The organism is Desulfatitalea tepidiphila (assembly GCF_001293685.1).
Taxonomy (GTDB): domain Bacteria; phylum Desulfobacterota; class Desulfobacteria; order Desulfobacterales; family Desulfosarcinaceae; genus Desulfatitalea; species Desulfatitalea tepidiphila.
In genome coordinates, this window is the sequence record NZ_BCAG01000003.1 from 1,525,678 (window position 1) to 1,547,782 (window position 22,105).

At 53.9% G+C, this 22,105-nt stretch carries 24 protein-coding genes; 16 read left to right on the top strand and 8 right to left on the bottom strand.

The features are described from left to right. The first annotated feature begins 1 nt into the window (after position 1). From DFT_RS11490 to flgL, 13 genes are all read left to right on the top strand, one after another. Positions 2–883 (top strand): MinD/ParA family protein, encoded by an 882-nt coding sequence (locus DFT_RS11490; RefSeq protein WP_054031331.1) that lies wholly within the window; start codon positions 2–4, stop codon positions 881–883. A 29-nt stretch (positions 884–912) separates the two neighbouring features. Continuing rightward, complete coding sequence (locus tag DFT_RS11495) at positions 913–1,671, top strand: FliA/WhiG family RNA polymerase sigma factor (RefSeq protein ID WP_054031332.1); 759 nt, start codon at positions 913–915, stop codon at positions 1,669–1,671. A 42-nt stretch (positions 1,672–1,713) separates the two neighbouring features. Further along, positions 1,714–2,253, top strand: coding sequence for a hypothetical protein (locus DFT_RS11500; RefSeq protein ID WP_054031333.1), 540 nt, complete (start codon positions 1,714–1,716; stop codon positions 2,251–2,253). A 158-nt stretch (positions 2,254–2,411) separates the two neighbouring features. After that, positions 2,412–3,155, top strand: a complete 744-nt coding sequence (flgF, locus tag DFT_RS11505) for a flagellar basal-body rod protein FlgF (RefSeq protein WP_054031334.1) — start codon at positions 2,412–2,414, stop codon at positions 3,153–3,155. Between the two features lie 36 nt (positions 3,156–3,191). Beyond that, positions 3,192–3,980, top strand: a complete 789-nt coding sequence (gene flgG, locus DFT_RS11510; protein WP_054031335.1) for a flagellar basal-body rod protein FlgG — start codon at positions 3,192–3,194, stop codon at positions 3,978–3,980. Positions 3,981–3,991: 11 nt separating this feature from the next. Further along, on the top strand, positions 3,992–4,987 hold the full coding sequence (gene flgA, locus DFT_RS11515; protein WP_054031336.1) for a flagellar basal body P-ring formation chaperone FlgA: 996 nt from the start codon (positions 3,992–3,994) through the stop codon (positions 4,985–4,987). A 63-nt stretch (positions 4,988–5,050) separates the two neighbouring features. Beyond that, positions 5,051–5,794 (top strand): flagellar basal body L-ring protein FlgH, encoded by a 744-nt coding sequence (locus DFT_RS11520; protein ID WP_054031337.1) that lies wholly within the window; start codon positions 5,051–5,053, stop codon positions 5,792–5,794. An 88-nt stretch (positions 5,795–5,882) separates the two neighbouring features. Further along, positions 5,883–7,007: a flagellar basal body P-ring protein FlgI gene (locus DFT_RS11525; RefSeq protein WP_235506209.1), complete on the top strand. Its 1,125-nt coding sequence runs from the start codon at positions 5,883–5,885 to the stop codon at positions 7,005–7,007. Further along, positions 7,007–7,354, top strand: a complete 348-nt coding sequence (locus DFT_RS11530; protein WP_054031338.1) for a rod-binding protein — start codon at positions 7,007–7,009, stop codon at positions 7,352–7,354. Before DFT_RS11525 ends, DFT_RS11530 begins: the two co-directional genes overlap by 1 nt. 156 nt (positions 7,355–7,510) lie before the next feature. After that, on the top strand, positions 7,511–7,846 hold the full coding sequence (flgM, locus tag DFT_RS11535) for a flagellar biosynthesis anti-sigma factor FlgM (RefSeq protein ID WP_054031339.1): 336 nt from the start codon (positions 7,511–7,513) through the stop codon (positions 7,844–7,846). 2 nt (positions 7,847–7,848) lie between these two features. Continuing rightward, positions 7,849–8,352 carry a flagellar protein FlgN gene (locus DFT_RS11540; RefSeq protein WP_054031340.1) on the top strand — a complete coding sequence of 168 codons (504 nt, stop codon included), beginning with the start codon at positions 7,849–7,851 and terminating at the stop codon, positions 8,350–8,352. Between the two features lie 178 nt (positions 8,353–8,530). Beyond that, a complete protein-coding gene (gene flgK, locus DFT_RS11545) occupies positions 8,531–9,934 on the top strand; it encodes a flagellar hook-associated protein FlgK (protein WP_054031341.1) in 1,404 nt (467 codons plus the stop codon). Positions 9,935–9,956: 22 nt separating this feature from the next. After that, positions 9,957–10,832, top strand: coding sequence for a flagellar hook-associated protein FlgL (gene flgL / locus DFT_RS11550; RefSeq protein WP_054031342.1), 876 nt, complete (start codon positions 9,957–9,959; stop codon positions 10,830–10,832). Between the two features lie 23 nt (positions 10,833–10,855). Here the strand turns inward: flgL and DFT_RS11555 are convergent, their stop codons facing one another. The 3 genes from DFT_RS11555 to DFT_RS11565 are packed head-to-tail and all read right to left on the bottom strand — an operon-like array spanning position 10,856 to position 13,560. Beyond that, positions 10,856–11,599 carry a flagellar motor protein MotB gene (locus DFT_RS11555; RefSeq protein ID WP_054031343.1) on the bottom strand — a complete coding sequence of 248 codons (744 nt, stop codon included), beginning with the start codon at positions 11,597–11,599 and terminating at the stop codon, positions 10,856–10,858. After that, positions 11,599–12,393 carry a MotA/TolQ/ExbB proton channel family protein gene (locus tag DFT_RS11560; RefSeq protein WP_054031344.1) on the bottom strand — a complete coding sequence of 265 codons (795 nt, stop codon included), beginning with the start codon at positions 12,391–12,393 and terminating at the stop codon, positions 11,599–11,601. Before DFT_RS11560 ends, DFT_RS11555 begins: the two co-directional genes overlap by 1 nt. Before the next feature lie 9 nt (positions 12,394–12,402). Further along, positions 12,403–13,560: an HD domain-containing phosphohydrolase gene (locus tag DFT_RS11565; protein WP_054031345.1), complete on the bottom strand. Its 1,158-nt coding sequence runs from the start codon at positions 13,558–13,560 to the stop codon at positions 12,403–12,405. Positions 13,561–13,985: 425 nt separating this feature from the next. Between DFT_RS11565 and DFT_RS11570 the strand changes: the two genes are divergently transcribed. Then, entirely contained in the window at positions 13,986–14,915 is a 930-nt protein-coding gene (locus DFT_RS11570; RefSeq protein ID WP_152971957.1) for a sensor histidine kinase, read from the top strand. Positions 14,916–15,084: 169 nt separating this feature from the next. Here the strand turns inward: DFT_RS11570 and larB are convergent, their stop codons facing one another. Continuing rightward, positions 15,085–15,834, bottom strand: a complete 750-nt coding sequence (gene larB, locus DFT_RS11575; protein ID WP_054031347.1) for a nickel pincer cofactor biosynthesis protein LarB — start codon at positions 15,832–15,834, stop codon at positions 15,085–15,087. 95 nt (positions 15,835–15,929) lie between these two features. Between larB and kdsB the strand changes: the two genes are divergently transcribed. Continuing rightward, complete coding sequence (kdsB, locus tag DFT_RS11580; RefSeq protein ID WP_054031348.1) at positions 15,930–16,670, top strand: 3-deoxy-manno-octulosonate cytidylyltransferase; 741 nt, start codon at positions 15,930–15,932, stop codon at positions 16,668–16,670. Positions 16,671–16,838: 168 nt separating this feature from the next. On the opposite strand, the gene DFT_RS11585 is transcribed toward kdsB, so the two are convergent. From DFT_RS11585 to dctP, 4 genes are all read right to left on the bottom strand, one after another. Beyond that, positions 16,839–17,363 carry a universal stress protein gene (locus DFT_RS11585; RefSeq protein ID WP_054031349.1) on the bottom strand — a complete coding sequence of 175 codons (525 nt, stop codon included), beginning with the start codon at positions 17,361–17,363 and terminating at the stop codon, positions 16,839–16,841. Between the two features lie 77 nt (positions 17,364–17,440). Next, the gene (locus tag DFT_RS11590; RefSeq protein WP_054031350.1) at positions 17,441–18,754 is read right to left on the bottom strand and encodes a TRAP transporter large permease; all 1,314 of its coding nucleotides are present in this window, start codon (positions 18,752–18,754) and stop codon (positions 17,441–17,443) included. 33 nt (positions 18,755–18,787) lie between these two features. Then, entirely contained in the window at positions 18,788–19,306 is a 519-nt protein-coding gene (locus DFT_RS11595; RefSeq protein WP_054031351.1) for a TRAP transporter small permease subunit, read from the bottom strand. Positions 19,307–19,503: 197 nt separating this feature from the next. Next, entirely contained in the window at positions 19,504–20,436 is a 933-nt protein-coding gene (gene dctP / locus DFT_RS11600) for a TRAP transporter substrate-binding protein DctP (protein ID WP_235506210.1), read from the bottom strand. 409 nt (positions 20,437–20,845) lie between these two features. Here dctP and DFT_RS11605 point away from each other — a divergent pair, with 409 nt between their 5' ends. Continuing rightward, complete coding sequence (locus DFT_RS11605) at positions 20,846–22,024, top strand: TetR/AcrR family transcriptional regulator (RefSeq protein WP_161807132.1); 1,179 nt, start codon at positions 20,846–20,848, stop codon at positions 22,022–22,024. Positions 22,025–22,105: the final 81 nt, after the last annotated feature.

Below are 22,105 nucleotides of genomic sequence, written 5' to 3' on the forward strand. Positions count from 1 at the left end.
AATGATAGATAAAGAAACGACATCGAAAATCATTCGCCTCAGGGACCGTAAAAACACGACATTCGCTAGAAGCCAGGATGAGCATCGCTTTCCCAAAATCATCTCGATCACCAGCGGCAAAGGAGGCGTCGGCAAGACCAACATCGTGGCCAATCTAGGCTACACCCTGAGGCGATTCGGCAAGAAAGTTCTCATTCTGGATGCGGATCTGGGGCTTGGCAATCTGGATGTGCTGCTCGGCTTGACGCCGCAATACAACCTCTCCCACGTGATACGCGGTGAAAAGCAGGTGTCCGAGGTCGTGGTCACCGGCCCCGGCGGCATGCAAATTCTTCCGGCCGCGTCCGGCATCCAGGATCTGACGGCGCTGACCCAGCAGGAACGCTATCTGGTCTTCAGCCAACTGGATGCGTTCATGAAAGACTTCGATATCATGCTCATCGATACGGCGGCCGGCATTTCGGCCAATGTGCTCTACTTCAATATCAACTCCGACGAAATTCTTGTCGTTGCGACACCGGAACCCACCTCGATTACCGACGCCTATGCCATGATGAAGGTGCTGTCGGTCAAGCACGGCACCGACCGCTTCCACCTGGTGGTCAATGCCGCTGCCAGCATCCAGGAGGCCGAGGACGTGTTCCGCCAATTGAGTCTGGTGGCGGATCGTTTCCTCAATATTTCAATGGAATATTTCGGATGTATCCTGCTCGATGAGAATGTGCGCAAAGGGGTCCGCCAACAAAAAGCGGTCACCGAGATGGCGCCCCTGGCCAAGGCGAGTCGCAATTTCATCGATCTGGCCAAGAAAATTATCGCATCACCGAACTCGAACCGCACGACGCGGACGCCGGAGTGGCGCTTGACCGAGATGCCGAATTGATTCGAATTCAATGCCGATGGGGGAAAACAATGGCTGGACTGGAATCCCAACTCAAAAATCTGGATAAAGAAGATCACACCCTTCGCAATGAGATCATTGCCGAGTATCTGCCCTACGTGAATCGGATCGTCAATCGCATCGCGACCCATCTGCCGCCCACGGTCGAGGTCGATGACCTGGTCAATGTCGGCATCATCGGTTTGATACAAGCCATCGAGCGATACGATCCCAATCGCGACAACAAGTTCATGACCTATGCGGTTTTCCGGATCAAAGGGGCCGTGTTGAGTGAATTGCGATCCAGGGATTTTCTGGGAAGGACCACCCGCAAGAAAATCCGCAGCCTGGAGAAAGCCTACATCCGATTGGAACAGAAACTGGGCCGCGAAGTTCAGGATGAAGAGTTGGCCGAAGAAATGGACATGGACCTGGATCAACTCTACCAGGTCAAACGGATGTCCAGCATCTCTTTCGTCAGTTTCGAAGAGATCGGCGCAGGCTCGAAAAACGAAAAAGAAAACATCATCAGCTACCTGCTCAACGATGAAGACAGCGATGCGTTGTCATTGACCACCATCAAGGAGATCAAGGCGACGCTGGCCAATCACATCGAACAACTGCCCGAAAAGGAGCGTCTCGTCGTTTCCATGTATTACAGCGACGAGATGACGATGAAGGAAATCGGCATGGTCCTGGATATCACAGAATCGCGGGTTTCACAGATCCATTCCCAGGCGGTCCTGCGTCTGCGCAGCAAGCTGCGCAAGGATGGTTTTCTCGAAGAGTAAGGGGAAGGCTTCGAGCCGACAATTCGAAAAAAGGAGAGATATATGCTGAGTATCACCATACCCGTGTGGCTCTTGTTCGCCGTGGCCGGCCTGCCCACATTGCTCTTGCTTGGCCTGGGCATCCGACTGATGCGCCTTAAACGCCATCGAAACAAGCAGCAGGAGAAGCAAGTGCCGGAAGCCCGAATAGGGTTGTCGCCGGAAGGTTTCGATCGACAGATGAACCAGGCGATTCTGCAACAGCAGATCGATGCGGTGTTCCATGCGATGTTGACCATTCTCCAAACCGAACAGATCAAATTGAAGGCCCTCGTGCAGCAAGTCCACACCGCCCCCAACACCATTGAAACCACCGATGCGCAGACCCAGGTGCTATGTAAAATCGAACCGGAGCAGCGTGCCGAGAATCAACCGCGTTCCCCGGAGCCGCGTCCCAGCGTTGCGGAAATGATCAACAATGGGTTGAAGACCGAAGAGATTGGTCGGCGACTGGGCCTGTCGCAAAGCGAGATCGCGCTGGCGATGAAAATTCATGCCGGCCGAAACGGGAACGGCACGGAGCGGGTGGGGAGGGTCGCCTAGCGGCAAGATATCATCGGCAGCCGGGCAATCATTGCCGGGTAGTTGACGCGGCAGGGCGCTGCCTTTCCCTAATATTCTGAAATCATAATACATTCAAAATCAATAGAAGTGGCACGGCAGTTGCTAAATGTACAGGGGAAAGCAGAGAAAGGACGATCATGAGCGGAGCCATCTACCAAGCGGCATCCGGTGCCTTGTTACAGCAAATGCGCATGGATATGCTTTCCAATAACCTGGCCAATGTCAACACCTCGGGCTACAAGGCAGACAAGCCCATCTTTCGGCTCGAAGCGCCTGACGCTCCAGAAGGCGGTGCGGTCGAAATACCCGGTCGACTCTCTCCATATGCCCCACCCATGGAGGCCCTGACGGATTTTGGGCCGGGGCCGATGATACGAACCGAAAATCCCCTGGATATCGCCATCGTGGGAGGCGGTTTTCTGGAGGTGCAGGCTCCGGAAGGCGCGCGTTTCACGCGCAAAGGCAACCTGACCATCAATGAACGCGGGATTCTAAGCACCTCCGAGGGCTGGCCGGTGATGGGGCAGGGCGGCGAAATCGCCGTCGACGGCAGTAAAGTCGACATCAGTTCGCATGGCGAAGTGTATGTGGACGGTGAAGCTGTCGATGTGCTTCGAGTGGTGACCTTCGATCAGCCGGAACAGCTGACAAAGACGGGCAATACCCTTTTTGCGGCGCCCCAGGGCGTGGCCGGAAATGTCATGGACGAAGACCAAGTCCAGGTCGCCCAGGGTTTTCTGGAAGGATCCAACGTGGATGCCGTTCGCACTATGACCGAGGTGATCGAGACCATGCGCATCTTTGAGGCCTACCAGCGCATCATCCGCTCCGTGGACGAAACCACGTCGAAAGCTGTCAACGAAGTCGGTAAAAATGTTTGATTCGGTTTGCAGAGAACTTAACAAGGAGACCCGGCGATGATTCGCAGCCTATGGACGGCCGCTTCAGGCATGCAGGCCCAATCCACCCATATCGATGTCATTTCCAACAACCTGGCCAATGTGAACTCAACCGGTTTTAAACGCAGCCGGGCCGAGTTTCAGGATCTGTTGTACGAGACCATGCGGCCTCCCGGTGTGAATGCGGCCGGCGGCAATCAGGTGCCCACCGGCATCCAGATCGGCCACGGTACCCGGACGGCCGCCACGCACAAGATTTTTATTCAGGGCGATTTTCAACACACCCAGAATGAACTCGATATCGCCATCGAAGGGCAGGGCTTTTTTCAAATCATCCAACCCAATGGCGATGTGGCCTATTCCCGTGCCGGCAACTTCAAGATCGACAGCGATGGCCGAGTCGTCACGTCCGACGGATTTCTCATGGAACCGGAAATCACCATCCCCACCGATACCCTCGCGGTCTCCATCAGCACCGATGGCACCGTATCGATTCTGCAGCCGGGCGATGGGGCACCCACCGATATCGGTAATATCGAGCTGGCCCGCTTCGTCAATCCGGCCGGCCTGAAAAGCATCGGCCGCAATCTTTTCGTACAAAGCGATGCCTCCGGCGATCCGATAACCGGCACGCCGGGCGAAGAGGGATATGGCACCCTTGCCCAGGGATTCCTGGAAATGTCCAATGTCAGCGTCGTCGACGAGATGGTCAACATGATCACCGCCCAACGGGCCTATGAAATCAACAGCAAGGCCATTCAAACGTCGGACGAGATGCTGCAGCAAGCCAACAACCTGAAGCGTTAACCGACTGAATCATGAATCCGTACACCCGGAAAAAACGGATCGTTTGGCTCTCGCTGGGGTGGCTCGTTAGCGTGGCGCTGCTTCTGCCCACGCCGGCACCCTGCGACGCCACCGTTCGGATCCACCTGTCCCAGAAGGCCAAGGTGGACGCCGAAACCATCACCCTCGGAAATGTGGCCGACATTCTTGGCCCGGACCCGCAGCAAACCGATGCCATGGGCGGTATCGAGCTGGGCCGATCGCCGTTGCCCGGGCAATCCGCATGGGTGCATCCCGGCCAGGTCGCATCGGCGCTTAAACAGCACGGTTGGGCCCAGGATCAGTATGCAATTACCGGTTCCGGACCGGTCAAGGTCGTTCGCAGTTACGCCGCCATTTCCCCTGAAAGAATCCGCTCCGCGGTGGTCGAATTCATCGAACGCCATGCGCCCTGGGATGCCGATCAGATGAAAATCAGGCCGATTCTCTACAAGCAATCCCATCAGTTGCCGCCGGGCGATGTCGCGTTACAGGTAACGGCACCCAAACATACCGATTGGCTCGGTGCCGTTCCGTTTAAAGTCAACTTGCTGGTGGATGGGCATTTGGTCCAACGCACCAGTGTCCCGGCCTATATCGAGGTGTGGCAGGATGTGGTTCTGACGGCAAAGCCTCTGGGGCGAAACCAGCCGATCACATCCGGAGATATTCAGACCCAGAAAATGAACCTGGCGCGCGTGCCGGCCAAGGCGGTGGTACGATCGGACCAGGCCATCGGCAAAAGGGCCAATCGATCCATCGCGGTCAACAGCATCCTGCGCACCGACCAGATCGAAGATCCACTGATGGTTCGCAAGGGCGATATCGTTCAGGTGTTGGCCGAATCACAAGCACTGCGAATCGCTACCCAGGCCGTGGCCAAAGAAAATGGTGCGCTTGGGGATAATATCCAGGTGATGAATTTGCAGTCCAAAAAAAATATTTTCGCACAGGTCGTGGATGCCCAGACCGTAAAAGTGGATTTTTAAAACCGCTTTGAACAATGACGCGGCATCTTGTGCAATCCTTGAAAATATCGAGGAAACCGAAAAATGCAACAACAACGCTTATCGGCTAAAGGAAGCATCCGCATAAAGGGCCTGAGCCTTGCAATCCTGGTGCTCGCTGCGGCATGGGGCTGTGCCGGCCCCATGCCGCAACGGCCCGACCCCGCAGCGACGGCCGCCCAGGGACTGCCTTCACATCGTACCATGGTGGAACCAGCAAAGCCCACTGATGGATCTTTGTGGAGCGAAAATGGTGAGTTGGTCGAAATGTTCACCAATCCCAAGGCACGGCGGATCGGTGATATACTGACCGTCAAAATCGTAGAATCGTCCAGCGCCACCAACAAAGCCAGCACGACCACCGATCGCTCGTCGGGCATGTCCGCCAAGGTGGATGGCTTTTTCAACCTGGAAAAGGACTTTCCCGCTACCCGCTCGTTTTTCAACCCGTTTTCGGGCGTGAACGGCAATATCAGCAGCGACTTCGAGGGAACGGGCGAGACGGAGCGCAGCGGTGCCTTGAACGCCTTTATGACGGCCATGATTGTGGATGTGATGCCCAATGGCAACATGGTCATCGAGGGCAATCGTGAGGTGCGGGTCAATGCCGAAAACCAGATGATCACTCTCACCGGTCTCGTCAGGCCGAGGGACATTTCGGCCGACAACGTCATCTTGTCGACTTACATCGCCGATGCCCGCATCTCATACAGCGGCACGGGCGTTCTCAATGACCGTCAAAAACCGGGATGGTTGACGCGCGCTTTGGACAAGGTATGGCCGTTTTAAAGATAGTTTAAAGTTTAAAGTTTTAAGTTATGGAAAACCATTTTATTCAATCAGATAAAATTAAAACATTAATGTGATGGACAAACAAATGAACATGGCCGGTTGCGGAAGATACAAAGGTTTGATGGCGATGATGGTCACGGTGGCACTGTTGACATGGATCGTTTCGCCGGCCGAGGCGGTAAGGATCAAGGATATCGCCAACATCAAAGGGGTACGGACCAATCAACTGGTGGGGTATGGATTGGTGGTCGGTCTGGACGGCACGGGAGACGGGAAAAAGGCCACATTCACCATCCAATCCATGGTCAGCATGTTGGAGAAGATGGGGGTGACGGTCAATACCGATGACATCAAGGTCAAGAATGTGGCGGCGGTGATGGTGACGGCCGAACTACCGCCGTTCGCAAGGGCCGGCGCCCGCATCGATGCACTGGTCAGCTCCATCGGCGATGCCCAGAATCTGCAAGGCGGCACCTTGCTGTTGACGCCGCTCAAGGCGGCCAACGGCCAAATTTATGCGGTGGCTCAAGGGCCGGTCAATACCGGTGGCTTTGCCGCCAGCGGCAACGCGGCCAGTGTTCAAAAAAATTTTCCGACGGTTGGACGACTCATCGACGGCGCCACCGTGGAACGCGACATCAATGCCGATTTCAATTCTCGCAGTTCCCTGACACTAAGCCTCCAACAACCTGATTTTACAACGGTGACCCGTGTCACCGATGCCATTAATGCGCTTTTTCTCGATCCCATCGCCTTGGCATCGGACGCCGGCACCATTCAAGTCCAGGTGCCTGCCGCCTATTCCGGAAATCTCGTGGAACTGGTCGCCATGATTGAAAAGCTGGATGTCATGCCGGACAACTCTGCCCGGGTGGTGATCAACGAACGCACCGGCACCGTGGTTATGGGAGAGAATGTCCGCATTGCCACTATTGCCATTGCACACGGCAACCTGAGCATTCTCGTCAAAGAGAACTATGGTGTATCCCAGCCGGCGCCTTTTTCCCAAGGAGAGACCGTGGTGGTGCCGGACAGTGATCTATCGGTGCAGGAGGGGGAAAACCAGCTCGTTGTGATGCCCGCCGGTACCAGTATCGGTGAAGTGGTCAATGCGCTCAATGCTCTGGGCGTCTCACCGCGCGACCTCATTGCCATTTTCCAGGCGATAAAGGCGGCCGGCGCTTTGCAGGCCAAACTGGAGGTGATTTGATGTCCGACGATTTGATGTTTGCCATAGGGATGGCCCATTCCCTCAAGGCCAGGCCCACGGCCGCCGGGAGGATGGCACCCCTACCCCCGGATGATCCGGACAAACTGGAGGCGGCTTGCAAGGATTTCGAATCGCTGTTTATCAACCAGATGATGCAGCAAATGCGTAAAACGGTCCCCCAGGATGGATTGTTCAATGGCGGGCGGGCGGAAAAAATTTATACCGAAATGTTGGACAGTGAAATGGCCCAATCCATCTCGAACCGGGGAGGAATGGGATTGGCCGCCATGTTGTACCGGCAGTTGGCCGCCGAGGCACTGGATAAAATCGAAGAGGAGCCCAAATAAATATTAAAGTTTAATGCAGGAGAGGCGATATCGACATCAAGTGGTATTGTTTATGTTGGCGGACAGTCGATTTGGATCGACGCGTCAACAGAACCTCATTGCTCCCGCAATGGGAGCGACCTGCAGACAGCGGGCGTAAGGAAAGGGAGGTCCTCGATGAAGATAGATGGCAATCCAGGCGCAATCGAATACAGTGGCTACCTGAACAAGGTTCGGCAGCAACAACAGGCGTCGGATCAGCAGGTGCAATCCAAGGGCGGCCCGTCCGGCGGGACCGATACGGTGCATCTGTCCGATCGTGCGCGAGAGATTCAGCAGGCATCGCAGGCGTTAAAGGGCATGCCCGACGTCCAGGAGGCAAAGGTGGCGCAGACCAGGCTGGACGTGGACAGCGGCACCTATAAGGTCGTGGGCGCCCAGGTGGCCACTGACATGTTGCGCGAAACGTTTGAGAACAATTTGATTTTACAAAAAATCAACACACGGGTCTAACAATGGAACAGAAGCTCGACCAGCTGATCGCGGTACTCGAACAAACCATGGGGCTTTATGAGCGGATGCTGTCGGCCATCGGAGAGGAGTTGGCGGCCGCCACGGCTTCAGACTTCGAGCGGTTCCGCCAGGCCGGCACGGAAAAAGAGAGCCTGGTTTTTCAACTCAAAAAAACGGAACAGTGCCGCGACGATCTCCTGCGGACGATCGCCGGCACCCTTGGTATTCCGTTTCAAAAAATCAATATCAGCACCCTGGTTTCGAAAATCGACAGCCCCCGGGCACAGCATCTATCCGAGTTGGGATCGGCTTTGCAGGATTTGATCACCCGGGTGCGTGAAGCCAATCGGGAGACGTGCATGATGGTCAGCCATTGCCTAGTGCTGGTGAAGCGATCCATCGGGTTTTTCCAGCATTGGACGCGGCTCTCCACTGTTTATGGCCAGAGCGGGAACATCTGTTCCGATCGTCGTGGCGGCGGACGGTTGGTTTCCGACACGGTCTGAGGAAGCTACTACGCAGTGTCTGTCCGCAAACAGGCAAATTGGGTCGAGATCAAGGCGCATGAAAAATTTAACCGCAAGCATTTGGATGATATTCCGAGGATTAAATTTTTCGTGCAACACCGATATCGGGCCAATTGGACATTTGTGGATGGGCACTGATTAAAAAGGGTAAGTCATCATGCCAAACATCGCAGGCCTGCTCTATATCGGTCGCAATGCACTGGTCACCCAACAAAAGGCGATCGATATCACCGGCAACAACATCGCCAATGTCAATACGCCAGGCTATTCCCGCCAACGCCTGAACATGGAGCAGAGTACGCCGATCCGTGACCTGAACACGACCATGAGCACCGGTGTACGGGCCCAACAGAAAATTCAGCGGTTCTACGATCAGTTCACAACCAATCAACTCAACAGTGAAAACGAAGGGTTGGGTCGCTGGGAAGCGCAAAAGACCGCCCTGGGAAAAATCGAAGTGCTGTTCGACGAAGTGACCGGCTATGGTCTCAGTGAGGCCATGTCCGGGTATTGGACGGCGTGGCAGGATCTTTCCAACAATCCATCGGGCCACGTGGAGCGCACCAACCTGCTTTCCGCGGCCCAGTATCTGACCAGCACCTTCAACCAGTTGAGCGGCAACATCGCCGATGCCCAGGCCGACATCGATACCAACGTGGTCAACATCGTCGAGGACGTCAACCGCCTGGCCTCGCAAATTGCCGAGTTGAACACCAAAATCACCCAGGTGGAAGTGACCGGGCACAATGCGAACGATTATCGCGACCAACGCGATTCGGCCATTTTCGAGTTGTCCAAGCTGATCGATATCAACAGCTTCGAGGACGGCGACGGCAATGCGACGATCATGGTCGGTGGTGGTAAACCCCTGGTCGAAGGCGCCTTCACGTGGAACCTGTCGACCGCGGAAGACGGCGGTGTTCAAAAGGTTTACTGGGAAGACAGCAGCAGCACACCGCACGACATTACCGACCGGATCGAATCGGGGGAACTCAAGGGCTGGATGGAAACGCGCGATGTGGTGATCAATGATTATATGACCCGGCTGGATACCCTGGCCGGTGCGATCATTCAGGAAGTCAACGCTCTGCACAATGATGCGACCACCCCCTCGGGATTTGGACTCGATGGTTCTCAGAACGATTTTTTTACGGGATCCAATGCCGGTGATATCGCTGTCAACAGTGACATCCTGGCCGATGTCAATCTGATCGCTGCGGCCGGAGATGCCGCCGCGCTCCCCGGCGACAACAGCGTGGCCATTGCCATTGCCAATCTCCAGAGCGCCCTGACCATGTCGGGCGGAAGCGCATCGTTCGACGATTACTACACTTCGCTGGTGGGTGATGTGGGCAGTGATGTACAGACAGCCAATCTTAATTATGATCACCAATCCTCCATGATCCAGCACCTGGAAAATTACCGGGAGGAGGTGTCCGGTGTTTCGCTGGACGAGGAGATGGTGAACCTGGTTAAATTCCAGCACGCCTACAATGCGGCGGCCAGGCTTATCACGGTGACCGATGAAATGATGGAGACGATCATCTCCATCGCGCGATAGCAGACGTTCAAGGGGGGTTCCAATGCGGGTCAGCAATGCCATGATGGCTGAAAACATTCAGAATTATCTCTACAAACAGACCAAGGCCCTTCTCAAGACCCAGGAAAGCATTGCCAGCGGAAAACGCATCAATCGTCTTTCCGATGACCCCATCGGCATGGGGCAGGCCCTGGGCTATCGCCGGACCATTTCCAAACTCGAACAGTTCAACGAAAACATCACCTCGGCGCGGCAACATCTCGATACTGTGGAAAACATTCTGGCCGCGGTCACCGAGTTGCTGGAGGATACCAAAGATATCGCGGCCGACCAGGACCCTTCGATGCGCAGCATGATGGCCGATCAGGTGGTCACCATCCGCGATCAGATTTTTCAGCTCGCCAATTCTCGCAACAATGGCAACTATCTGTTTTCCGGAGATTTGACCGATACCCAACCGTTTGAATTGGACACCGCCACGGGCGTCTATTCCTACCAGGGGGACGGCGGTACCAAGGATCACATCATCGGGGAAGGCCTGCAGGTGAGCATTATCGCCGACGGCAGCCAGATTTTCCAGGGAGAAGGAGATGTCTTCGATGTCCTCAACGACCTTGAGGCCGCCCTGCGGGCCGACGATGGAGACGGGGTGACCGATCAACTGCCGCTGCTCTCGGAGATCGTCGAGGGGCTCAACGGTATCCGGGCGATCAACGCCGGGCAGAGCAAACGCCTCGAAGCGACCCAGAATTACAACAAGGCCTTTAACGTCAACGTCAGTGATCTTCTGTCCCAGGTGGAAGACACGGACATTGTCGAGGCAGCCATCAACCTGCAACTCCAGGAAACGGCCTACGAGACCACTTTGGCGACGGCCGCCAAGATCATTCAACCCAACCTGATGAATTTTCTCAGCTGATTTTGCCTTCAGAAAAGTCTGCTTTATCTGTTGTCGTGTGCCACCGGTGGAAGGTTGCTCAATATGATTTCGACGCGTCGATTCATTTCGCGTCCGCGTTCGGTCTGGTTGCTCTCGATGGGGCGATATTCCCCGAACCCCATGGTCGAGACACGCTTGGCGTCGATGGCCGAATGGCTCAACATGTATTCCGCCACGACGGCTGCCCGGGCGATGGAGAGCCGCAGGTTGGTCGGGTAGGGGCCGCCGCTGCGAATGGGTACATTGTCCGTGTGACCGGCAACGACGATGTCGCCGTTGTCTTTTTCCAGTACCTTGGCCACTCGCTCGAGCAAGGGCTTCAGTTTTTCCCGGATCTCCACTTTGCCGGAGTCGAACGTGCTTTCTCCCATCAATCTGATGATCACTTCGCTCTCGTTAGACTCCATGGCGATCTGATCTTTATACTCCTCCAGCTGGGTGGAGAGCATGTCATCGATCTCCTTGCCCAGATCCTCCCTGATCCGTGTTTCGATAATCTCCTGGTCAAAGTCACGGGCGATGATTTTCATGCCCTTGGGAATCTCCATGACCCGAACCTTGCGCTGGACGCCAAAGGCCTTTTCAAGAGATCCGGCCACTTGCTTGTATTTCTGACGGTCCATTTCAGAAAAGGAGAGCAGCAGAACGAAAAAACAGAGCAGCAGGCTCATCAAATCGCCGAAGGTGACGACCCATTTGGGGGCGCCCGGATCGATTTTTTTCGGCTCTTCGGCAGGCAGGCCCATCAGTTTGCCTCGGCCTCGACGCCGGCTTTCGCTTCGGGCGTTTCTTCACGGTCGCGTTGTTTGGGAGAGAGGAAGATTTTAAGGGATTCTTCCAGCACCATGGGCGAGATACCACGGTTGATCCCCACGGCCGCCTCCACGATGATGCTCTTGTTGAGTTTTTCCTGATCGCTGCGCAAGCTCAGCTTGTCGGCCAAAGGCAGGAAGATGAAATTGGCCAGCACGGCGCCGTAAAGCGTTGTCAGCAGTGCCACGGCCATGGAAGGTCCGATGCTGGCGGGATCATCCATGGAAGAGAGCATTTGCACCAGGCCGATCAGGGTGCCGATCATGCCGAAGGCCGGGGCGCTGTCGCCCATACCCTTGAAGACCGCCTGGCCGATGGCGTGGCGCTGAACGGTCAGGCGGATGTCCTTGCTGAGCATATCTTCGATCAATCCCTCGTCATATCCGTCTGAAAGATATCTCAAGGCCTTGGCGGCAAAGGGATCCGAAGCGACCTCTTTTTCCAGGGCGATCAATCCTTCCTTTTTGGCGATGCGCGTGAAATTGACCATCTCCTCGATCATCGCTTCGGGATCCGACATCTTGACCAGGAAGGCCTTCATGGCCACGGCGATGGAACCGATCACATCACTCATTTTGAATTTTATAAAGGTCACGGCAAAAGTGCCGCCCACGACGATGAGGACACTCGGGATGTTGACGAACATCAATGGACTGCCACCGAGAACGATGGCCATGACAATGAGAATCGAACCGCCGATTAAACCGATGATCGTTGCTAGATCCATGGCTATTCCTTACTTCCTGATGAAGACGCTTTCTATAATATTGCCCGATTCGTAGTAGCGCTTTAGTTTTGTTATTAATGGGGGATCCAAACGCGTGCCGGCCGACATGACGCTGGCGCCGGACTTGGTCAAAATGGTACGCGACAGCACCATGCCTTTTTTTAAATCGACGACATGACAGGAGATGTCGTTTTTCTGAACACCGGCCTGCAACAGGGACAAGTTGAGTTCAAGCAGCATGTCCACCAGGGCCGGCGAGAGTTGGTAACCACGAAATTGCTGGAGATGATGAGCGGCTTCCTTCCGATCGATATGCTCTTTAACGAGCAGGTCGTCATATAAGGAGGAGGCCCCCACAATGGCTGCTGCCAGGGGAATTTGATCTCCGGACAACTCATCGGGAAAGCCGCGGCCATTGAACTGTTCATGATGCATTCGGATCCACCCTGCCACCGGCCCAAAGCTATCGATCGGATCCAGGATCGCTGCACCGCGTTGGGGATGGGATCGATACAGCTCGTTTTCTTCACCGGTGAATTCGGTTCGGCGCTTTTCCACGAGGCTCAAGGGAAGGCCGATCATGCCGATGTCGTGTAACAAGGCACATGCCTCGACCGTTTCGTAATCATCGGGCACAATATCCGGGTGCATTTTCGCCAGGGCTACGGACAGCTCGGCGACGCGTCGGCCGTGTGCGCCCAATTTGTCGCTGAAAGATTCAATGAGCTGTCCAAAAGCTGTCACGGTTTGGGCATGATTCCGATGAATGGCCGATCGATTTCGGTCTATCTCGTTTTCCAGGTCGATAATGCGTCCCGCGTTGATCACGGCCGTCATCAAATGCAATGGATGGGACGGCCAAGCCACGACATTGTCCGCACCCTTGGCCAGGGCGGTCGTCATTTGCGCCACATCGTCCCGGTCTATCAGCATCAACATGAACACATGATGATCGAGGCTCATCTGGCGTGTTTTTTGAATCACATCGAATCCGCCCAGGTCTTGAAGGGAAGGGGTACATATGACCATGTCGATGTGGTCTTCACCGACGATATCGAGCCCCTGCCGTCCATTTTGGGTCGTGCGAAACGTGTGGCCCTGCTGCGAAACCAACCGCTCCAACAGGCTTTGTTTCTCGACCTTGTCGACCAATATCAGGATCTGCATCTGCTCAATTCCTTTTTTTGCACTATCGGCCATAACTGACTAGAACTTAAATCCTTTCTATTCATCCTGAACGGCACGTCGGCGCGCAAAGCACACTGTTTCATCATTACGCTGACATAATGGGCCATTTGCTTGCAGTCGTACTCGTACTCGTTCTTGTACTCGAAAGATGCCCCTGCTTGTGTCAACGATTCCAGGATGCATCGAGTACGAGTACCGTTGCGCTGAAGTATGTTTACTAGTGCCGTAAGAATCCATTCCATGGGCTGTCTGGGTCGACATGTATGTCGGCGTATTTACGCCTACGTGTTCTAAGGCAGGGTTCTAAAGTTGATGGACAAATGGGGCGATAGCGGCCTTATCGGGTCAATCGGCCATTTGCGGATGGACACGAGGCAACAGCTCCCCGGTATCTGGAGGCAATCTTGACAGAGATACATACGGACTCTCAATGCATGAGCGATGGCGCTTGCCAGTCGAAGCCCGCGGCAGAGCGGCTGGCAACATACCACGCGCAATTGCTGCATTCGGAAAAAATGGCCGCCATCGGGCAGCTGGCTGCAGGTGTGGCCCATGAAATCAACAACCCCACGGGATTTATCAGCAGCAATTTGAAAACCCTTCAGAATTACCAGAACAGGATGACGGAGTTGATTGGATGCTATCGTAATGTGGTCGGCATGCTCCGCGAATCCTCCTGTTTCACGCGGCTCGAGCCCGATCTCAAAAATGCCTTAAGCCATTTGGAGTCATTTGAAAAAGAACACGATATCCAATACTTGATGGAAGATAGCATCGATCTGGTGAAAGATTGCAGTGAGGGGGCCATGCGTATCAAGAAGATTGTTTCAGACCTTAAAGCGCTTGCCCATCCTGGAGACGATCGTGTTCGAATGTTGGATGTCAATAAAGGGTTGGCGTCCACCTTGAACGTGGTTCAGAAAGAACTGAAATACAAAGCGGTCGTCAGACAAGAGTTCGGGAAGATTCCAGTGATTTGGGGATATCCTCAGGAACTCAATCAGGTGTTTATGAACATTCTGATCAATGCGGCCCAGGCCATCGAGGGCAGGGGCCATATCCTTGTCAGAACCCGGGTCGCCGACGATCAGGTTGAGGTGATGGTCCAGGACGACGGTAGCGGCATTGCCCCGGAAAACATCCCCAGATTGTTTGAACCCTTTTTCACGACCAAGGCGGTGGGCAAAGGCACGGGATTGGGATTGCATATCGCCTATGACATCATCAAAAAACATCGAGGCACCATCGAGGTGCAAAGCGAGTTGGGCAAAGGAACCACCTTTTCCGTTCGTTTGCCCGTTTCATCCGAGGAGCATGGCCATGCCGCCCCCTGAAATGCCATTTCATCAAGGCTGAGGGATTCGTAAAGAGTGGTTTGCCGACTGCGCCACAAGAAGTTCAAGATCAAGGCGCACGACATTCCGTGTCCCGAGGCGTAAAGGTCGTACGCCGCAAGGACCACGGAATGAGCGCAAAGCAGATATTGGGCTTCTTGCGCCGTCATCAAGGCTGGTTGATGCAAGAGGCCATGTAGCCGGCCCCAAACCCATTGTCGATGTTGACCACGGCCACGTTGGAGCTGCAGCTGCTTAGCATGCCGAACAGGGCCGTCAGGCCGCCGAGACTGACGCCATAACCAATGCTGGTCGGTACCGCGATAACCGGGCGACGAACCATGCCCGCAACGACGCTGGGCAGGGCGCCCTCCATTCCAGCGACAACAATCAGTACGCGCGCCGCCTCCAACGCATCGCGATGGGCCATCAACCGATGGATTCCGGCCACGCCCACATCGAATACGGTTTCGACATTGTTTCCCATGGCGTCAGCGGTCAGAAACGCTTCGCGCGCCACTGGGATGTCGGAGGTTCCCGCAGACACCACCAAAATCTTGCCGAGTCCGGTCTTGGGAAGGGCTTTTCTTTGCCACACGATCATGCGGGCCGCCGGGTCATATGCGGCATCCGGCAGGCGCGCCCTTATCTCATCGGCCTTGATAGCGTCGACTCGCGTCACCAGAATAACCTGCTCCTGAACCTTCATGCGTTCCATGATGCCTGCAATATGATCCGCCGATTTGCCTTCGCCGAAAATCACCTCTGGAAAGCCCTTGCGCAGGCTGCGGTGATGATCTATATGCGCATAATCGATATCTTCCATGGCCAGATCTTCGAGGCGGGATTTGGCTTGAGCCACAGAGAGACGGCCCTTGGCAACGGCCTCGAGCAAATCGGTCAATAGGTGATGATTCATAGCAATCCGCTCCTTTCCAAGGGTGCTTTTTCACGCACGATAAGGCAAAACGTGACCTGGGTCACTCCCACCTCGATTCAATAAAGGTTGATACCATGCGCATCGTCGTCGTTATTCCATCGAGATATGGTTCTTCGCGATTCGAAGGCAAGCCACTTGCGTACATCGCCGGCAAACCCATGATTCAGCATGTCTATGAAAGCGCCTCCCGTGCCGACAAGATTTCCGAAGTCACGGTAGCCACCGACGATCGTCGCATCTTCGATGCAGTCAAAAGCTTCGGGGGCCGGGCATTGATGACCTCTCCGGCGCACCGTTCCGGAAGCGACCGTGTCGCCGAAGCGGTTGAACAAATGGGGCTCGAACCAGACGATATCGCCATCAATGTGCAAGGTGACCAGCCCATGGTGCGTCCGGAAGGTTTCGATGCGGTCGTCGAGCCACTGCTGCGCGACCCGGAGCTTGGCATGAGCACCCTGGCGTTCGAAATCACGGACCGTCAAGAATACACCAATCCGAAAGATTGTAAAGTCGTTATGGATTGCAACGGCGACGCGCTCTATTTTTCCAGAGCACCCATCCCCTGGGCCCGGGATGGCGGTGATGGTTTCACGGTGTTCAAACATCTGGGCGTCTATGCCTACACCAGAAAATTTCTACACATTTTTAATTCGTTGCCCAAAGGTCGCCTTGAACAGATCGAAAAACTGGAACAGCTCCGAGCCTTGGAATTCGGCCACCGCATCAAGGTCGTCATCTCGCCTTTCGACTCACCGGAAGTCGATCTTCCAGAGGACATCGCCCGTATCGAAAGGCTGCTCCGGATGGGTCAATGATTTCTCTGGACTTTGAAGAGGTCTGGACGATTGCGATGAGGACGAGTAGCCTGGAAGGTTGAAAGGGCAGAGGCGCCCGCCAAGATGAAAAGGCATGTCGACAGCCTCTGCTTTTGGAATCGATTTCTGCGCGATCGCCATCAGCAATGACGAGACGCGTCGTTCATTCTATTGCTGCAATGTCGGCACGACCAGAACAGGAACGGTCGTTTTTTTCAGGACCTTCTTGAGCGTTCCCTCCCCCAATCCGCTGGCGAGCAAGTGACGCTTCCGGTGCCCCAAGATGACCAGGTCGCACCCTTCTGTTTCCACCAGCCTTAAAATCTCTTCCGACACCGAACTGGCTTCGATGACCCGATCATTGATTTTCAGAGACTTGGTCGGGGATACCTTCATTTCGGCTTCACTGCGAAGGTGTTGGATGGTCTCCCTGAGCACGAGCGCTTCGCTACGTTTCCCGATGAGGATTTCCCGTGCATATTGGGCGTGTTTTTGCTCGAGTTGCTTATATGCATCGTCACCGACGGCCATCTTGACCAACTCGGTACCAAACGGTGAGGCGCCTTTTATGATGTGGACGATCAAAAGCTCCGCATGCTGCTTATCGGCAAGGGAGACGGCATATTCGAAAGCATATCTGGAAATTTTCGACAAGTCGGTGGCAAAAAGGATTTTGTTGATACTCGGCACCACGTTTCGTTCTCCATTTTAAAGAATGTAAAAATTTACATGGGCTTTGCAAGCCTTGCCCATTGGATTTGGTTTCCGTACTATAATACTTTTTCCGGCAGCCACAGGGCGATATCCGGAAAAACGATGATCAAAAAGAGCAGCAGGATCACCAGCAGAACGAAGGGCACCACCGACCAGTAGATATCCTGCATGGAGACGCCGTGGGGCTGGGCCAGCATTTTCATGTAAAAGAGATTAAAGCCGAACGGCGGCGTGATGTAACCCAACTCCATGTTGATCACAAAGAGAATGCCGAACCAGATCGGATCGAAGCCAAGGGATTCGACCAGGGGCAAGAATACTGGAATGCAGATCAAGAGAATGCCTCCCGGATCCATGAAACAGCCCAGGACCATCAGTACGGCCATCATGCCGATCAACATGATCCATCTACTGACTTCCAATCCGGTAAAAATCGAAGCCACCATTTCAGCGGCACCCATAGCGCTGTAGATATGCTGAAATAAGAGTGCCCCGAAAAAAATCCACATGATCATGGCCGTCATGCGGCAGGTATTGACCACCGAATCGTGAAAGATGCTCCAGGCAAAGCGCCGATTGACGATCAGCACGATCAACGCACCAAAGGCGCCGATGGCGGCCGCCTCCATCGCGGTACAGACCCCCATGTACATGAGGCCCAACACACAGGTGATCAACAGGATAGGAGAGATCACCGAAACCAGGCTGCGCAGTTTGGCCTCCATGGAGGAATCTTCCTCATCTGAAACCGCCGGCCCCATTTCCGGATTTTTGAGGCACCGAATGAAGATATACGCCATGAAGATCAATGACAGCAGTATGCCGGGAATCAACCCGGCCATAAATAGCTTGCCCACCGAAGCATTGGTCAAATATCCGTAAACGATCATCAGCACACTGGGCGGAATGAGAATCCCAAGGGTTCCACCTGCAGAGATGCACCCTACGGCGATCCTTTTATCGTAGCCCCGTTTGAGCATGGACGGCAGGGCGATCATCCCCATGGTAACGGTTCCCACCGCACTGATGCCGGCCATTGCCCCGAAGATGGCGCAAATGGCCACCGTTCCCATGGCCAGTCCGCCCCGGATCCGCCCGAACCAAAGATACATCATCTGGTAAAGGTCCTCGGCGATACCCGACCGCTGCAATAGATTGGCCATCAGCACAAATAGCGGAATGGCCAACAAAATCGGGCTGGTCCATCCCTGGTAGGCAGTGATCCCGACCAGGTACAAAGCATCCGGGCCCAGGTGCCAGACGGTAAAAAGAATGGCTACCGAGCCGAAACAAAATACCAGTGGGACGCCCAACGCCAGAAGGGTGATGAGGATGAGGAAAAATAAAATCGTTGTCCAGCCGAGTGCCATGGTTCAGAATCTCCTGCGGGTCTTGATTAGCGATTAGTTTTCAACTGGTTGATGATCCTTGCGGACGAGGAATGCGATATCCCGTATGAGGTTTGTCAACTGTTGCAGTAAAAATAGAAAAGCACCTATCGGGATGGCCGCCTTTGCAGGATATAAAGGTGCCGCCAGCAGACTGAACGAGGTTTCCTTCGTCTCCCAGGCCTCCCAGGCGACGGCACCGGCTTTCCAGATCAGTACGAGCAATACCGTGAAAAAACATATCGACGTGGCGATATTGACGATCGCTTTACGCCGGGGACTGAATTTCTCATATAAGATTTCGACATTCACATGGCCGTTGTTGATGGCCGTGAAGCCGCCGGCAAGTGCAACATAGATGCACAAGGCGTACTGGTTGATTTCCAGAACCCAGATGGTCGGCATATTGAACAGATAACGGACAACAACTTCATAGGTTAACGATAGCATCATGAAGATGGCCAGGTAGGAAACGATCCGCCCGGTCCATTCATTGGTCTTATCGATGAGTTTCAGGAAATTTTCAATCTGCATGGTCAGGGAAACCCCTTTTTGCCCTTGATCGGTAAGGTAAACCGATGGGGCGATCCGGCATGGGATGTTTGGTGCGCAGGGCCTCCTCCGATGATCAAGCGCCGGGGAAGGCCTGATGTTTTCAATTCGTTTCGTTGCCCCGGCAATGAGCGCCGGGGCAAGGATCGACCGAACAGGGAATGCAACCGTTATGATCCCTATTTTTCAGCCTTGTAAGCTCTGAGCATTTCGATGAGCTTGGCCGTGCCTTCGGACCGTTTGGAAACACCGTCCCAAATCTTCTGGCCCATGGCCTTGAGTTTGGCCACCTCTTCGGGTTTCATGCGATGGACCTCGATGCCAAACTTGTCCGGATTGGCGAGCATCTCCTGCTCCTGGGGATATTCTTTGGCCATGTACCATTCGTTCTGCAGACGGACATACTTGATCACGATGGGTTTGATGTCTTCCGGCAGCTTGGTCCAGGCTTTGCTGGAGACATATACATTGCTGGTGGGGGATCCAAGTATCGGCGGAAGGATGGCGTGCTTGGCCACCTCTTTGAGGTTCATCGTCTGCATGGCCAGATAGGGAAAAATCGTGCCGTCCACAGTGCCTTGCTGCAGCGCAAGATACTGATCTTCGGTGGGAAGGGATACCGGTTGGCCGCCCATCATCTGAACGATCGATCCGAAGAACCCGAACGAACGGATTTTTTTACCCTTGAAATCGGCGGTGGCGGTGGCCGGGAATGTGGTCATGTAACCATATGAGTTTCCGGCATGGATGGCGAGCAGTTCAGCGCCGCGCTTGCGGTAGGCTTCCTGCACGATTTTAAAGGCTTCGCCATCTTTGTAGGTTAACCAGAAATCGTCCAGTTCGGCTTTGTTTTCCAAGGCGAACGGCATACCGAACTCAACCAGTCCTTCGGGAATCTTGCCCGAATTGTAAATGCCGGAGCCGCCGGCCATTTCCAACACGCCGTTGACAACCGCATCGAACATTTCGACCGTACCGACGATTTCTCCCGGACCGAACAGCTTGATTTCAAGCCGGCCGTTGGATTCCTGCTTGATCATGTCGCACATTTTTTGAAATGCAGGGTGCTGACCGGTGCTGGTGGCCCAAGCCGACTGTAATCGCCAGATCATCGGCTTATCGCCTGCCGCGGCAACCCCGGAGAAGCAGATTCCCATAAGCGACACGACCGCCCAAAGGAAAACGATTCTGAACCTTTTGTTTTGCAACATCCTATCCTCCTGATTCTTTTTGACAGTTAAAAAACTTTTGAATTCTGTTTTTAATGGGCTATTATTAACGCAAGATTCAATAACGATGCAAGAAAAATAAGTTGAATAAATTTTTATAAAATACGTAATATAACGAAAATTAAGGAATTAATAATATTTTTGAGGTCCATAAAAAATAGACCAGGATTGAATTATACTTTCATTTAGATATTCTTAGTGTTAATTTCTAATCGATTCACCGGCTGTTTGGTTTCATTATAGTGTTGGATCCACAGCAACCCTCTTTAGAAAAGGCCTGAATATGGATGTGATGGGCACAAAAGAGCAGATACTCAATGCGGCGGTTCGGGTCATGGCGGCCAAAGGGCAAGATGCCTCGATCGGAGAAATCGCCGAGGCGGCAGGCGTCAACGTATCCCACATCTATCATTATTTCAGCAACAAGGAGGATTTACTGTTCCACACGGCCGGCGCCTATCTGAAGGACCGGATCCCCAATTTCAAGCGAAGGCTGGAGGGCATACGCGAACCCGTCAGTCTTTTGACCAAGTTGATTTGGGAGCAGCTGAAGTTCCATGAAAACAATGCCAATTATGCCAGATTCACCCTGTTCGAATGCCGCTCCAGAAAAGCCTTTTTTAAGCACGAGGCCTTTCGCTACTTTTTCGAATGGACCCAGATTACCAAACAAATATTGACCGACGGAAAAGAGCAAGGCGTGTTCTCGTCCGAAGTTTCCACAGCCGTTGCGCGCGATATCATTCAGGGATTGATGGATGTCGAAAACATCATGTTTTTCGCGGACAAACAAAAAAGCAGTTTTGTGGATGACTATGACGGCATCGTGGATCTGGTTCTGGCGATGATCGGCATAGAGGATCAAGCCACGGTGGACAACAAGAACAAGCAAACCAAGATCATTAATGCGGCTGAAAACCTTTTTGCGCAAAAAGGGTATGGAAAAACCACCACCTTGGAAATTGCCAAAATGGCTGAAATGGCCGAACGCACCCTCTACGAACATTTTCAGAACAAAGAAGATATTTTGTTTACGACGCTGGAACAACGCTTCAAGGGGCACCAGGAAAAGGTGGATGCGCTTTTCCGCATCGAGAAACCGCTGGACAGACTCGGACGGTTTATTTGCTATTTCTTTACCATCTACCTGAAGCAACCCGCCTTTGCCAAGACACTGATACTCGACGGCATCTTCAATCCCAGGTTCTACCATTCCAAGGCGTATGATGCCTTCGAAACCTATCTGGCCGTCATCGACGATATCCTCTATGACGGCAAGGCCAGCGGCCAGATCACCGGCGGGGTCGACCATCGCATTTTCAAAAATATGTTTCTCGGCATTTTCAGCAACACGATGCTGCGATGGCACTTCGCCGACGAGCGGAACCTGGATATCGACATGGCGAGGTGGATCAAAGAGGTGGCCTTTCTGTTGACCCGTGCGGTGAAATCTCACCAAGTTCAACCCTGACGGCGCCGTAAGAAGCCCGATATCTGCGTTGCGCTCATCCCGTTGTCCTTTCGGCGTACGACAAGTACGCCTCAGGACACG